At 37.1% G+C, this 15,387-nt stretch carries 9 protein-coding genes and 1 pseudogene; 2 read left to right on the top strand and 8 right to left on the bottom strand.

Annotation, left to right across the window (positions count from 1 at the left end; genetic code table 11):
* Positions 1–306 precede the first annotated feature (306 nt).
* Complete coding sequence (locus ACQKOG_RS20810) at positions 307–1,206, bottom strand: DMT family transporter (RefSeq protein ID WP_370077977.1); 900 nt, start codon at positions 1,204–1,206, stop codon at positions 307–309.
* 509 nt (positions 1,207–1,715) lie between these two features.
* Here ACQKOG_RS20810 and ACQKOG_RS20805 point away from each other — a divergent pair.
* Together ACQKOG_RS20805 and ACQKOG_RS20800 are read left to right on the top strand one after the other, a co-directional pair.
* On the top strand, positions 1,716–2,432 hold the full coding sequence (locus ACQKOG_RS20805; protein WP_370077979.1) for an MgtC/SapB family protein: 717 nt from the start codon (positions 1,716–1,718) through the stop codon (positions 2,430–2,432).
* Between the two features lie 15 nt (positions 2,433–2,447).
* A complete protein-coding gene (locus ACQKOG_RS20800) occupies positions 2,448–3,443 on the top strand; it encodes a cation diffusion facilitator family transporter (protein WP_370077981.1) in 996 nt (331 codons plus the stop codon).
* Between the two features lie 73 nt (positions 3,444–3,516).
* Here ACQKOG_RS20800 and ACQKOG_RS20795 read toward each other — a convergent pair whose 3' ends face one another.
* The 7 genes and pseudogenes from ACQKOG_RS20795 to ACQKOG_RS20765 form a co-directional block, all read right to left on the bottom strand.
* Complete coding sequence (locus ACQKOG_RS20795) at positions 3,517–4,260, bottom strand: hypothetical protein (RefSeq protein WP_370077983.1); 744 nt, start codon at positions 4,258–4,260, stop codon at positions 3,517–3,519.
* Positions 4,261–4,447: 187 nt separating this feature from the next.
* Positions 4,448–5,611, bottom strand: a complete 1,164-nt coding sequence (locus ACQKOG_RS20790; RefSeq protein ID WP_370077985.1) for an iron-containing alcohol dehydrogenase — start codon at positions 5,609–5,611, stop codon at positions 4,448–4,450.
* 66 nt (positions 5,612–5,677) lie between these two features.
* A complete protein-coding gene (locus tag ACQKOG_RS20785; protein ID WP_427448193.1) occupies positions 5,678–6,787 on the bottom strand; it encodes a response regulator in 1,110 nt (369 codons plus the stop codon).
* Positions 6,784–9,849 (bottom strand): sensor histidine kinase, encoded by a 3,066-nt coding sequence (locus tag ACQKOG_RS20780; RefSeq protein ID WP_402869243.1) that lies wholly within the window; start codon positions 9,847–9,849, stop codon positions 6,784–6,786. Before ACQKOG_RS20780 ends, ACQKOG_RS20785 begins: the two co-directional genes overlap by 4 nt.
* A 133-nt stretch (positions 9,850–9,982) precedes the next feature.
* Positions 9,983–10,027: pseudogene (locus ACQKOG_RS20775) on the bottom strand (hypothetical protein); the annotation flags it as partial.
* Between the two features lie 326 nt (positions 10,028–10,353).
* Positions 10,354–10,710 (bottom strand): S-layer homology domain-containing protein, encoded by a 357-nt coding sequence (locus tag ACQKOG_RS20770; RefSeq protein ID WP_427448192.1) that lies wholly within the window; start codon positions 10,708–10,710, stop codon positions 10,354–10,356.
* Positions 10,634–14,929: an S-layer homology domain-containing protein gene (locus ACQKOG_RS20765; protein WP_427448191.1), complete on the bottom strand. Its 4,296-nt coding sequence runs from the start codon at positions 14,927–14,929 to the stop codon at positions 10,634–10,636. Before ACQKOG_RS20765 ends, ACQKOG_RS20770 begins: the two co-directional genes overlap by 77 nt.
* Positions 14,930–15,387: the final 458 nt, after the last annotated feature.

Below are 15,387 nucleotides of genomic sequence, written 5' to 3'. Positions count from 1 at the left end.
AGGATCAAACTCTCCATAAAAAGAAATTTGATTAGCTCAAATTGTTTTGCTGGCATCATGTTTGATGTCCAAAATTTTGTTTCGTTCACCAACTCTAGGTTAGTTACTAAAAACTTTATTGATTACGTTTTGCTTGTTCAGTTTTCAAGGTTCATTTTGTTGCTGTTGTTTTCAGCGACTTTATTATCATAACTTGTATCCGATAAGAAGTCAACAACTTTTTTTCAAATCTTTTTTCAAATCTTTTTTTCAAGTCGTCCTTCTTGTTAAGGACAAGTAATAATATATAATATAGCAATTTATAAATCAAGCTTTTTTTAAAAAAAGTTTAAAAATCTTTTTCTCATCGACTACAAATAAGAGAATTCCTACTATAACAATGAATCCGCCAAAAATTTGTGTGGCTATTAAATACTCTTTAAAAATTAGAAGAGCTAAAATGGCCGCGCCAATTGGTTCAAATAAGATCGCAACGGAGACTACATTTGTACTAACGTATTTAATAGACCAATTAAATAGAGTATGACCAAATAAATTAGGAACTATCGCTAATAAAATAAACCATATCCAGTCCATAGCAGAATATGGACCGAACGATTCCCCTTTAATAAGAACATAGATAAACAATGTAATTGTACTAACAGCATAAACAATCATCGTATATGTCACAAGAGATAATCTTTTCCGTACATCTTGTCCAAATAAAAAGTAAGCTGTAACGAGTGCGCACGCGACAAGAGCAAGCATGTCTCCATAAAATGCAGTACCGCTAAGTTTAAAATCTCCCCAACTAATTAAAATACTACCGACAATAGCAATAACTCCTGCAAAAATGGTTTTCAGGGTAATGTTCTCTTTAAAGAAAAAATATGTACCTACAAATGCAAACAATGGCTGTAGTGTAACCAAAACTGTAGAACTTGCTACAGAAGTGTAATTAAGTGATTCAAACCACAAAATAAAATGAAAGGCTAAAAATATACCTGCAACAGAAGAAAATAGCCAATCACGTATTCTTAATCCCTTTACCTCCTTAGCGTACTTCCAAAAAAACAGAGGAGCCATTATTAACACCGAAAAGAACATACGGTAAAACGCAATAACCCCCGCTTCTGCATTTGCTAATTTTACAAATATGGCAGATAAGGATACTGAAATAACGCCAATAAAAATAGGTATGTATGGATGAATTTTTGGTTTCTCCATAAAATCCAACCTCCAATCAATTTTGTCTAGGTAGCATTACGTCTGGATTCGGTTTTACGCTCAGGCCTGCATGAGGGCCGACACGATGTCGGTCATTTCGGTAATGCCACAGGACGTGGCGTTTTTACCGATGCAGGTCAGTTAGCCGTTATCGCATGGATACGATGATTTTAGGCTAACATCCTTTAAAGACTCCTTTCCAATCCCGTGAAATCTGCGGGAAACTTTAACTTATACTCACATTCATCTCACTACATATAGAGGTAAAGACATTTGTAGCCGACGCTTTGCTTTCGCTACATAAAACTTTTGTGGCTGTCGCTTTGCTTTCGCTGTATAGAACAATTGTGGCTGCAGCTTTCTTTCGCTACCAAAAATATGTGCAGAAAGAATTAAAAATACTTATACTTCATTACGATCGTGATGTACAATACAAAAAAGTAATGTACATATAATAATGACACCTTGCATATCTCTTAGCAATACGAAATATCTGTGGAGGGTTGCGTATGGAAACCTTGGAAAATATGATTACATATGAAGTTGGCATAAAATTAGTAATTGCAGCCACATTAAGTTTAGTAATCGGCATCGAAAGGGAATTAAAAAAGAAGCCTGTAGGATTAAAAACGAGCTTAGTTATTGCTACATTTAGCTGTTTACTCACTATTATTTCGATTGAAACCGCCTACTCAACACCCCCTAGGTCAGGAATCAATATAACAATGGACCCCCTTCGTTTGGCTGCTCAAATTGTTAGTGGAATTGGATTTCTTGGAGCAGGTGTTATTTTAAGACGCGGGAATGATAGTATCTCAGGTTTAACAACTGCAGCAATGATTTGGGGAGCTGCGGGAATAGGGATTGCAGTTGGTGCAGGCTTCTATATAGATGCTACATTAGCCGTTATTATCATTGTCTTCGGAATTGAGGTTTTATCGCCGTTTCTAATGAAAATAGGACCAAGAAGAATTCGTATGCGAGAAATATCATTGAAGGTTCAGATTAATAATGATGAAAAGAGTGAATCCTTTTTACAATTCCTAAAGGAAAACAATATTATTATCGAAAACATACGCATTCAAGATATTCCGGATCCTGAACATGTTTTTCACGAATTAGATTTACGCTTATCATTAATAGTCTCTGATAACTTACTGTCATTTTATCGTTCATTACGAACACTACCCTATATAGAAAAAATCGAGATGGAAATTTTAAACTAGTTGGAGGATTCTTTTGTGGCAGAAATATTGAAACTATTAAAAAACGGGAATAAACCTTCTCTGTTGGCAGCAGTTGTCAATGCCTTTTTAGGAATTATTAAAGGTGTTGCCTTCTTCTTTACAGGTAATGTTGCCATGTTTGCAGAAATGATGCACTCACTAGGAGATGCAGCAAACCAATTATTCGTTTATATCGGCTCAGCGCTTTCGAAAAAAGCACCGACAAAACAGTTTCCTGGAGGCTTTGGCCGAATAGTAAATTTAGTTTGTCTTTTTGCTGTTATAATTGTGGCGATCCTTTCTTATGAAACTATAAAAGAAGGCTGGCATCATTTTATACACCCAGCTGGAGAATCTAAAGGAATGTTCATTGCACTTGGCGTATTATTGATTGGTATTGTTTTAGAAGGGTCAGTTCTTGCGAAGGCTGCCGTTGAAATACTACATGACGCTGGGCAGGAGAAAACTGGAATAATAACTGCTATCCCTAAAGCTTTTCCCTATTTAAATCGCGCAAAACCAGCAACAAAATTAGTGTTTATGGAAGACTTAGTGGCTACAGGCGGTAACTTCTTGGCCTTCGCAGCTATTTTAATCGCACATTTTACAGGCTGGACAAGAATAGAAGGACTTGTATCAATGATTATTGGCTGTATGATGTTCTATGTAGTAGCGAAAGTTTTCCTTGATAATGCGCGTGGGGTTATTGGTGAAACAGACGAAGAAATGCTAAATCATATTGCTCATCTTGTTATGGATGACCCAAACATTAAAGATATTGTTCGTTTAGAGGTCGTTAAAGAAGGCGAATTTTTACATGTGGAATTAGTTGCCGAAGCTGATCCTAACCTATCACTCGCTTTTTTAGATGATGTACGCGACCATTTAACAGAGGTCATTTCAAGTCAGAAAGGCGTATCAAAAGTAGCCATTTTATTTGATGAGGATGATGGGAAACTAGCTTGGGTGCATATTGGTGAAAGACCGGAAAACTCAACACCCAAACAATAACATCATGATCCAAAATAATTTTTCTAAATAAAATAAATAGCCAATTGCCTTATTTCAGGCAGTTGGCTATTTATTATACCAGCACTAGATGACTTTGTTCTCGTTTAACTTCTTTTGTATCTTCTATTAAGTAATCTAGAATCTCTTCATTATTTACAAAAACATGATCTGTTATCATAAAAGTTAATAACATTTTTAATGCAATAACCTTTTTTACACCTTGCTGTTGAATAACGATTTTTGAGAATTTTAATGTTGCCAATCGATTAGCTAATGCATATTCTTCTGCATTTGTAATCTCTCTTCCATCTGCATAGCAACCTAATATGAAATTACCCGCATAAGAATCTTTCAATACATTAGGATGCATAGATCGGTAATGTACCTCTGCAATTGAATCATCATTATTCATCATTTGATGAGTCACCAAATAATGTTTTAAAGCACCTTTTAAATCAATCGCAATAGCTGTATCTGCTAGTATTGTTCGATAATAAACTAGCACTATTTCAGCATCTCGTAAATAAGGTTCCACTTCTACAACGATTTCTCCAGAAGGACGTACAAAAACTTGTACATTTGCTTTATTTACACCATCTGTAAAGGTAATATTCGTTTGGCCACATTGTAAACTTTTAAAGAATATACTTTGATCAACGATATATCCCGTGACAATTTGGTCATTCTCAACTTGCAGTGATTTCGTTTCAATCCCCAATACTTCTACACAATTCTGCATTTTATAAACGTGCCGCTGAAATGGAGTCTTTATGCAACCCGATGTGACATTGCAATCTTCAAGCATTTGTTTCAACATTTGTCCCTCTCTATCCTAGTTTATTATTATCTTTATTTTAATAAACATAGTTGAACAAATTCTGAACAATTTTACAATTAACGAGAACATTCGACAAGGAATTAGTTATTTCCTAAGATTTTTGTTAGGACACTTGCACAATAAAAAATATGAGACTACAACGGGTAGCCTCATGTCTATTTTCATATTAAAGAGCGTTTTGCAAAATAGTTCGCACATCTTCTTCCTGTAATTTTTTGAAGTTTCCAAAGGGTCCATTTTGCATAGCATGCTCTACAATTTGCTGGAATTTTGAATCATCAATTTCATAATCTACAAGTCGACTCGGAGCTCCTAGTGAAGTCCAGAATGCCGATAAACGATCAATTCCTTCGTATGCAACCTCTTCTGGAGACTTCCCTGATGCGTCAACACCAAAAACGCGTGTTGCAATGCCTGCAAAACGTTCTGGATTTACGGGTACACATAGACGCATCCAATGTGGTTGTAATATCGCTAAACCACCTGCGTGCGGAATATCGTACACTGCAGATACAGCGTGCTCAATATTATGTGACGCCCAATCACCGCGAGAGCCAATTGATAAGAATCCATTTAACCCAATTGTTCCGGCTAATAAAATCGTTTCACGCAACGGAATATTCTCTAAATCTTCTATTAATTCAGGTGCTGTTGCAATGACAGTTCTTAATACTCCTTCACACATTTCGTCTGTAATCGGTGTATTCGTCGTATTATGGAAATATTGTTCAAGTACATGCGACATCATATCAACCATACCGTAAACTGTATGATTTTTTGGTACTGTCACCGTATACGCTGGATTTAAAATCGAAAATTTCGGGAATACCGCAGGGCTACCCCAGCTTAGTTTTTCCTCAGTAGCCGCATTTGTAATAACAGAGCCTGAGTTCATTTCGGAACCTGTTGCAGCTAGCGTTAATACCGTTCCAAGCGGTAAAGCGTCCTGCACAAATACTTTACGCTTTACAATACCCCAAGCATCGCCATCATATTTTGCACCAGCGGCTATTAGCTTAGAACAGTCAATTACGGAACCACCTCCTACAGCTAGGACTAGATCAATATCTTCTTTTTTACAAAGATCAATACCAAGTCTTGCTGTTTCAACACGTGGATTTGGCTCAACACCACTTAGTTCAAATATTGTTTTATCGGCTTCTTGTAACTTCTCGATGACAGCATCGTATACACCATTTTTCTTAACGCTACCTCCACCATATACAACTAGCACCTTTTTACCATGCTGCGCTAACTCATTCGAAAGCTTTTCCAATGCATTTTCACCAAAATGTAACTTCACTGGGTTATAAAATGTAAATGAATCCATTCAATTCGCCCCTTTCTGCTTGGATTTTCTCATATTTATATTGGAGAAAGCAAAGAATAAAGATCCCTAAACATGAATCATGTAAGCATTATAAATACTAAAAATTTTCTCTGGTACTGAAATACCAATTTCCGATAATTTTTCTTGTATCCTCTCATAGCACTTTATACAATCCTGTTTTTTGTTTTGCCCAATTAAAAATTCTAGTAGTAGAAACATATAGTTTTCGTTAAACTCATCTAGCTCTAACGTCTTTTGTAAACAGTTTAATTTTAGTAATGAATTAATAGAAATTGTAGTAGTAATATACATTTCGAGTACATGTAAGATCCCTTGCTTTAAGCGCAGCTGGGTTTGAATAGCCCAAGAGTACTCCTCCTCCGCTAAAAAATCACCTTCATAGTAATTTAAAAGCTGCTGGATGGATATTTCATCATGCCTTTTCTGCTCTAGCAAATAAATAAATTTATCATAATCACTAGCAATTTCCACATTTAATTGATAATGATTATTGACCAATCGAATTGGATCTTGAATACCTTTTTCTTTAAGGTGCTTCCTTAACTGGTAAATAGACGTATGTAAGTTACTGGCCGCCTTCTCAAATTCTAAATCTGGCCAGAGCTCCTCTATTATGACAACATTTAACATAGGCTTTTTTTGATGAAACCATAAATATAAAAATAGTTCTCGCACTTTCCTAGTACGCCACTTCATAACCTCATGCTGGGCATCCAATAAATAAAAGCTTCCAAATGTATATGCATATAAGAGATGTTCTTTTTTCACTTTTGCTACATCTTCTTGTAATTGCAACTTCTGCTGCGCTTTGATCAACGCCTTTATGAGCCGCTTCTCATGAACAGGTTTTAACAAATAATCCGTTGCCTCTACATCAAATGCATCCACTGCAAATTGGGCATGTGCTGTAACAAATATTATTTGTGTAGATGATGATTTCCCTTTTAATTGTTTTGCTACCTGTAAGCCATGCACATCAATCATTTCTATATCTAGAAAAACAACATCAATAGATTCTTTTTCTAGAAAAATCAGGGCATCGGCTGCATTCGTAAATGTTCCTTTAATAGAAATCTGAAATTGTGTAAGTCGATTTAACTTGAAACGTAAAACATCAATAGCCATTTTTTCATCATCTATGATAATAATATTCATGCTCCATCACCCTTCGGTAATAATATTAGAATAGTTGTCCCCTTTCCTTCCTCACTATTTAAACGAAGGCTCGCATTTTTCATTAATTTAAATTTTTTTAACGGATTTGTAAAACCAATGCGCGAACTTTCTTCATTAATTAATTGTTGTAACTTTTTAGCGGGTATACCTACCCCATTATCTTGTATTTTAATCCGAACAAATTGTCCTTCTCTCTGGACACTTACTTCAATTGTACCTCCCTCTGGCTTTTTGGAAATACCATGAAAAACGGCATTTTCCACTAAAGGCTGTAGCGATAATGCTGGAATCATAAGTTGTATAGATTCATCAATATCATATTTGACAGTTAAACGATTACCAAAACGCATCTTTTCAATATAAAGATATGCTTTTACGAGCTCCAATTCTTCTTCAATCAACACCATACTGTTACGATAATGAACATTGAGCTTTGCACGGAAGTAAGTTGCTAGGCAGTATAGTGCTTCCCTTGTATTATCCATATCGGAATAGCTCAATCCAATAATTGTATTGAGTGTATTATAGACAAAATGAGGGGTCACTTGCGCATATAAATAATTCATCTCAACTTCGATTGCATCTATTGATGATTGTCTAACCGCTAATAATGATTCTATTCGTATAAGCAATTCATCAGTTGCTACAGGCTTTCGTAAATAATCATTCGCTCCTACTTGCAAGGTTAGCACTAAATCAGAATGTTTCATAATAGCAGTTAAAACAATGATTGGTAGTTCTAACATGTCATATTGCTTGCGCACTTGCTTACATAATTCATAGCCCGACATACCTTCCATCATTAAGTCGACTAGCATACAATCCACTTGATTCGTTTTGATGTAGTCGATAGCGTCAAAGCCATTATCAACACCAATCACTGTATAGCCCTTTAGTGCTAATACATCCGCTAAAACCTTTATATTGACATGATCATCATCTACTACAAGTATTTTTTTATCGTTTCCATTATGAATCAACGGTAGCTCAAGTTGTAATATTTTGGATGTGTTGGCACGTGAGACGATTGCGAATGAGTTTTCAATACCCACTTGCTCTTCTGTTGCAAGAGGCATTGTGAATGTAAAGATTGTTCCTTCTCCTAAAGTACTTTTTACATAAATATCACCATTTAATTTATCTACAATATTTTTTGCAATGCTTAATCCTATTCCAAGGCCCTCTTTCTGATGATTATTTTTCACTTGATAAAACGAATTAAAAATGCGTTCTAAATCCTGAGCAGGAATCCCTTTTCCGGTATCGCTTACCTCGATGACCATATGTTTCTCTTGCTGATAGGCAGTTACAGTAATTTCTCCAATTTCGGTATGCTGGATAGCATTGTGTAACAGATTGTACAACACCTGCTTAAAGCGCAATTCATCGGTCAGCATGGGTGGCAATGTCAAATCTACTTCAACGAGTAATCGTACGTGACTATTAGTAGACATCACACTGCGAATTTCTGCTACTACCTCATTAATCACCGTTATTGCCACTGTACGAGGAGAGACACGTATTTCGCCAGACATATAATTGGATGAAAACAGTAAATCCTCTACTAAATAACCTAAACGCTGCGTCACATTATGAATTAAAATCACTTGCTCCTGTTGGGTACGCTTCAACGGCCCCTCAGCACCTTCCATTAGTGACTTTGATAAATTCAAAATCCCATTTAACGGTGTGCGCAATTCATGGGAGGTTTTCAGTAAAAATTCATCCTTCATTTGATTGTGTACTAATAGCTCTTTTGATAATGTCTGTGCATCCGTAAAGGCCTGATTCATACGATAGTTTAGGAGTAAAGTGAAGCCAACTAATGTACAACCCAAAAATACCAATTTACTATACTCATTAGGTACTTCTATTAAAAAATTAATGATTACTAATAACGCATAACAGCAACCTCCTGTAAAAATGATTAATATATATCGTGCACCTTCTAGTTTTTTCAAGATAACACGGATTAACATCAATTGCGTGTAGCCAGTTAACAAAATAATCAAAGCTACGTATGTAATTTGTCGAATAATCATTGCTTGTGCAGTCATTTCACTTGTATCGATATAAAATGGATTATAAATACCATATAGAAAAAAAACGCAACCTAGTGAAATAACAATTGTATTGACAATTTTTTTATTCGCCACTTGTGGATACATAGTATAAAGAAAAAGTATTTGACAAATATCGATTAGAGGGATAACACCGAGCTGTAAACGTGACTGCGTAAAGGTTTCTGCTATAGGAAAAACTTGAAAGAAAATCTTGTGATTAGTAAAGGACGACTGAAAACCTATCAGTAACATATAAAGTCCGAAAAACAATTCTTCTTTCCTTTTGCGACTTTGTCCATAGATAGTCAGATAAATGATGCCAAAAACGATATATCCAAAAATCACCAATACATCAATTAACCTCTTGTGATCGTAGAAATTCTGTATGCTCTCCCTTGTTCCAAATTCAACAGGATAAATCATTCCCGCTGTCGGATATTTATTGTAGCTAGCTACCTGTATTAATATATCAAGCTCTTGCTCGTCACTTTGCCCAATGGCAATAAATGTATCATCATTTTCTGATTGAAAGCTTGAGAAAGACGTACTTGGGTTTCCTTTTCCCCCAACCTTAATACCATTAATGAAAACACGACTAGATGAGTGAATATAGCGAAAAAACAAACCATACTGCCCTTCTGTAGGAACCTTTACTACAAGATGATATGTACCGACAAGAGGACCTTTTTCATTGAATTGAAAATAATCCTCCCATTTATCAGGAACTTTCATAGATATACGCCGCTCTTCGAAATCATCTAATGACTGTTGAGGCGATATCAGAACGTTTGGATAAAAAGACCAATCTCCATTGAGCTTAATGGTGTTATTATTTTCAAGTTGCTCATTTGAAACAACCGTCATTCCCTGTTTCACAATACTGTCATTATTTTCTAAAAAATAATGCCTATTCCCTATTACAAAAACTATAGCAAATAGCATGAAGATACTAAACACTATTACAAAATCTTTTTTCATTATTATGTTCCTACTATCGTTTGATTTATTTACATACATTCGATTGCTTAGTCATTTATTTTTTTATGTAATTTTTTCTATTATAAAATATTTGAACAAATTCTGAACAATAATTGGGAAGTTATTTAATAATTTACCCATTCACAAAGCCACGTTCAAACAATTCATTAACATATTCATAGTAGTCAGAGGTTGTTTTGACATCCGTAAATACTTCCTATTTGCGGCTTTTGCCATGTTTGATGCCACAACAGCAATTACACTTGTAGCCATAGCTGCTTTAAATAGTTTGTCGTAAAGTGTTGTGCTATTTTTCATCTTTATGTTCTCCCCTTCACTAAATATCGGCTTCATGATTTTCCTATTTAGTCTATAAGGGATGCCTGAACAGAATCTGAACAGATCTTTTAAAAATATCAACTTATTACCAAAAAAATCTTTTCAATCAATAAATAACTGAAAAACAGGCTAAAAAATACTTAGCCTGTAATTGCCCATACTTATTCAATTAATCTGCTCTTGCCCCTCTTCATCGATGAAATATGCATGAGGTTTTGCAGCCTCTTCAATTTCGTTAAACGCCCAGTGAGATGCCTTTACATCTGGGAAGCTTGGTGTTGTCACACCATGTAGTGGACCGCGTTCAAACATACGGTTCATCATCACCACGGCTTGGGCACGTGTTAAGTGCTCATCTGGTGCGAAACTTCTGTCTGCGCGACCGTTAATAATGCCTGCATTACGATTCGCTTCAATAATCCATTGCGCCCAGTGGCCTTTTGTATCATTGAATGTAATTGCTACATTTTTCTTCGATATGCAGCTGCTTATAGTTCGCGACCACTGTAGCCATTTGTGCACGTGTGATATTCTCACTTGCGCGGAAGTTGCCATCCACATCCCCATTCATAATACCGCGCTCTTTGACAAAGGCAATTGCGCCAGCTGCAAAATGATTACTTGGAATATCATTGAATGGTGCCTTGCTAACTGCTTGGCCATCTGTATAGCCTAAGATACGCGCAATCATCGTTGCCACTTGGGCACGTGTCACGTTTTTCTCCGGACCAAATGTACCATTAGGGAAGCCTTTAATGTATGCTTCATGGTGGTGAATAGCTTGCTTTTCCACCTGAATAATCGTAAATGTACTAAACTTGTCCACTGTGAAACGTAAGCCAAGTTCACCCTTCGCCTTTGTCACGACTTCAGGGAATACAACTTTTTTCTCGCCATCCGAATGTTCAATAAAGACAGCTAATTGGTCTAGGAATGCTTGTCGCTCAGCTGCCGCTACTGGCACATTAACACCTTTCAATGGAAGTGTCACTTGTACTGGTCGACTTGGCATATTCGTTTCAATCGTCATTGGACGAGCTACGACACGTACATTATTGCTTTGCAGTGTTTTACGGACAACCTTCTCCACTCTTGCACGTTCTTCAATCGCCTTACGCTCACTTTCCTTTTTCACAGGTACTAAACGGAAGTAGAAATTATCATTCACACCGTCCATTGAGCTGAGTGGAATTGCAATCAGTCCATTCTCTGTAGCAAATTCTAATGATAAACCATTGTCATGTAGTAATTGAAGAGATTGTTTCGCTATTTCTATCGTTACTTTATCTACTTCATCATTGACATCCGGAATGACGATACGAACAATGTTATTGCCAATTCGGTTCGCTTTTTCTACAGCTTCCTTCGAGTTCGCTTCTGTTAATACCACAAAATCTGTGATTTCACCCTTGGCATGTTTTGTGCGCTCAATTTCTACTGTTGTTTTTTCCAGTGGGTTTTCGCCATCAATTTCTAATGCCACTTGGATTTTCGTTGTAGTTGTACCAGGTTCAGTCGTTGTTGGTGGAGCTGTCGTCCATGTATCTCCGCCACCGCCTGAGCCTGATGACGAGTCAGCGGCACGATAAACCGTAATTGTATATTGTTTGACTCCTGTACCATCTTGAACCGTAATAACTACGGTATTTGCACCGACTTGGAGTGGAACAAGACCATTTGTCGCAACTTGTCCATTCACAGTCATCGTCACTGTAGCATCTGGATTGCTCGGGAGTGCTGTAAATGTTAATTGAGACGTTGCGTAATTCACATTCATTGTGTAATTTGTGACTTTTGATGAGAAGTTTGGACTTAATGCGCCTGTTGATGGTGTTAGTGAGCCTAGACCTGATGTTGGTTGTGTAGGTTTCTTTACAAGTGCATTCTGCGCTGCTGTTAATGCTTGTAAGGCATCGTCTATTTCTGTTTGCGTAGCGCTTCCTTTTGTCAACATAGCTATTGCATCATTTAACGCTTTTTGGTAGTTTGACCAACTTTCTGGTGTATAGCTACCTGCCGATAAGTTCGCTGATTCATCTACTTTAGCTTGCAATGCTGTTTTATCTACTGTAGGAGCAGTCGGGGCATCTATTAATGCATGACGCGCTGCAACTAATTTTTCCCAAGCTGCATTCACCTCTTCTTGGGTTGCTTGTGGATTATTGAATACATCTTGAGCATCTTTTTTTGCCGTTTCAAATGCAGACCAACTATCTTGCGTATAATTCAACTCGCTAAACCCAGCGGCAATTGTAAGCTCTTTTTGCAGATTCGTTTTATCAACTGTTTTATCCGGATCTACAAACTCCAATCCATCATGTTTTGCTTTTAAAGCATTGTAAGCTGCTTCTATGTCAGCTTGTGTTGCATTTGGATTGTCCAATACAGCTTTTGCTGCACTCAATACTGGCTCTAAGTTATTCCAACTTTCAGGAGTATAATCTTCGTTTGTTAAGCCTTCGACAATCTCCACTCGTGTCGCTAAAAGTGATTTATCTGGCGCATCGACTGTTAAAAGTTTTGATACTATGCCAGATGTATGACCATTAAGTTCGGCTGTATACTCGACATTGTATATGCCGTTAGGTATATCTTTGTTCGGTGTGATGCTCCAGTTTCCATGTTCATCTGCTGTTGTTGTTAACGTTATGTTATCAGAATTTTTGATTTTTACTGTTGCACCTGGTGTTGCTGTTCCAGTAAATGTTGGTTTACCTGTACTCACCGTTTCTGTTGGTGCTGTTACTCCCACTGTTGGATTTGGAGCTGCTGTATCTACTGTCATGTTTACCGTTTGTTTTGCTATCTTGTCGCCTTTTTTTGCCTCGACTTCGATTATGTAGTCGCCATCTACTAAGTCAATGCTTGGCGTGAATGCCCAATTGCCACTTCCATCAACCGTCGCATTCCCACTCGCATTTGGTACTTCATTGCCGTCTTTATCTTTAATCACAACTTTCACCGTTGCGTCTTTATCTACTGTTCCTTTAATGTCTGGTTTCTTAGTGCTCACTTTACCTGTTGGATCCGTGATTTGTAGAGATGGTATGGCAGTGTTTGTCATAGTTTCTTCAAAGCTATTTACCGGTACACCATCTGTACCTGTTAATTTTCCTTGTCCGTCATACTCTACTTTTACGGATTTACCAGTGGAATCTGTCCCTGGTAATGTAATCAGTAATTGCTTTGGATCAGCTGGATTTACTTTCACATCGGCATCAGTTAGTGTAATTGTTTCAGTTCCTACTGTCACTGTAAATCCAGTTGCTTCAGGTGCTGTTAATTTGATGTCTTTATCAAACGACACGATAATTTGATTTTGATTCGCTGTGATTTCTTCCACTTTCACGCTTAGTGGTGCTGGTGCATCCGCTGCAAACGTGAAATATTGACCATTGGCTAATGTCGCTTTTGCAGCATAATGAGGTGCGCCATTTAAAGTAATCTCTGTTAATGTATGTTCAGTCGCTAGTGCAAAATCTGTATCGCTGCTTCCTACTCGTAATGTTGTGTTTTCTGGAAGAGCACTCTTTGGAATGGCAATTTCTACTTCACCCACACTTCCTGTAGTTTGTACTTTCCAAATACGTTCAGCATGATTTTTGTGAGTTGTGCCGATTTGCTTTGTGAACGCTAGATCCTTGCCGTTATCGGCCCAAATCAAATATTGTCCATCTGTAAGCGTACCTTGATTAGCCAAATTTGTAGCTGTAAGTGCCTCAACACCAATTGCAACCTGTGTACCTTCGTTAATGCTTCGGCTTTGCTTTTGCTCAAGGTCCTCTGCATTGTCACGACCGATACCAGCGATATTTTGTTGATACTTGGTGTTTGCATCCCACACAACCGTGTTATTCGTCGCAACGTAATTGCTAGCACCATCATTTAACGTAATGCCATATTTTACGGCTAAATACGTTTCAATTTTAGCAGCATCTGCACTTATTTCCCCATCATACAAAATAACCTCTGCCACATCAGCATTGAGACCTGAGAAGTTACTACCAGAAGCTCCAGGTCCAGTAGCTCCAATAACAGGTGTAAATGTAATGGGTTTAATTGTAATTGTTGGTTGGCCTACAGTAGTCAGCTGTCCATTTATTCTTGCTAATGCCTTTGTGCCATCATCATTCATTTCATAGTTTGCCATTTGGAATATTTTTCTATTAGCAGGTCCAAAAGAGCGCCATGTAGAGTTTGCACCTGTCCCTACTGCGAAATAGTTTCCACCGCTTCCACCCCCACCTAAAATCTGAGTACCGTACTTGATTATTTCCGTAGAACCAACAAGTGCCCCTGCAGTCCCAGCTTCAGGCCATTTATAAACCGCATATCCAGACTGGAAAGTAATCTGTTTATCTCCTACTAATTTAGCAGATTGATTATAGTGAGCTGCTCCACTTGGGTTATCAAATTTTACACTTGGGTTAAAGTTCACACCATTTACGTTATACTTCGGTGTTCTCTCTTCTTGTCCTGTTGGAATATCAAGTGTAAAATTCACTGGTGCTACAGATTGATCAGCCCAATGTGTTAAATTTCCAGCACTTTCTTTTACACCTTCATTTGATTTCAACCATAGTACTGGTTGTGTACTTACACCACCCGGATTCACAGGATCCGCTGCTAGCGCTTTTTTAGGCAACCCTGTCAGCGAAACACTACTTGTCACAAGTGTAAGTGAAAGCATGACCGTAAGTGAACGCTTCCACCATTTTTTCTGTTTCGTTTTGATATGCATCCTTTTCCCTCCTACCTATTTAAAACTCCGTTGTTTTTCATTAAATATTTTCGCCCCTTTCAAATTTTTAACACCGTCATACCTCAATTTACTATAGTCTTCCTGAACAGAATCTGAACAATTAGTTCTATTTGTCTATATATCAATTCTATCTACCTGCACATATAATCTATCCATATGTTCAGATTTTGTTTAGGTAGTCATTGTATAGTAGAGACAGTGCATAGAACAAAGGAATTTTGCTTATGATTATGTTAAATATTGTAACTATTTGGTTTGTTGTTATTTTCGGTGGATTAGGTATATTGAAATATATGGTTATACAAAAGGAGCGGAAAGTAAGAAAAGCGATGTTAGAAAAGCGGCTGGAGCATCTTATCCAAACGAATAAATTCAAATCGCCCCAAGAAAAAAACGAGTCATCCTAATGATATAGGAGTGACTCGTTTTGTATTTAT

It is taken from the genome of Lysinibacillus sp. NPDC093216, from assembly GCF_050280325.1.
Lineage (GTDB): Bacteria > Bacillota > Bacilli > Bacillales_A > Planococcaceae > Lysinibacillus.
This window is presented reverse-complemented; position numbering and strand designations above follow the sequence as displayed.

What these genes read in the sequence shown, in the direction of transcription:
- ACQKOG_RS20810 (WP_370077977.1), bottom strand. Translation starts at nt 1,206, where the DNA reads ATGGAGAAACCAAAAATTCATCCATACATACCTATTTTTATTGGCGTT.
- ACQKOG_RS20805 (WP_370077979.1), top strand. Translation starts at nt 1,716, where the DNA reads ATGGAAACCTTGGAAAATATGATTACATATGAAGTTGGCATAAAATTA.
- ACQKOG_RS20795 (WP_370077983.1), bottom strand. Translation starts at nt 4,260, where the DNA reads ATGTTGAAACAAATGCTTGAAGATTGCAATGTCACATCGGGTTGCATA.
- ACQKOG_RS20790 (WP_370077985.1), bottom strand. Translation starts at nt 5,611, where the DNA reads ATGGATTCATTTACATTTTATAACCCAGTGAAGTTACATTTTGGTGAA.
- ACQKOG_RS20785 (WP_427448193.1), bottom strand. Translation starts at nt 6,787, where the DNA reads ATGAATATTATTATCATAGATGATGAAAAAATGGCTATTGATGTTTTA.
- ACQKOG_RS20780 (WP_402869243.1), bottom strand. Translation starts at nt 9,849, where the DNA reads ATGAAAAAAGATTTTGTAATAGTGTTTAGTATCTTCATGCTATTTGCT.
- ACQKOG_RS20765 (WP_427448191.1), bottom strand. Translation starts at nt 14,929, where the DNA reads ATGCATATCAAAACGAAACAGAAAAAATGGTGGAAGCGTTCACTTACG.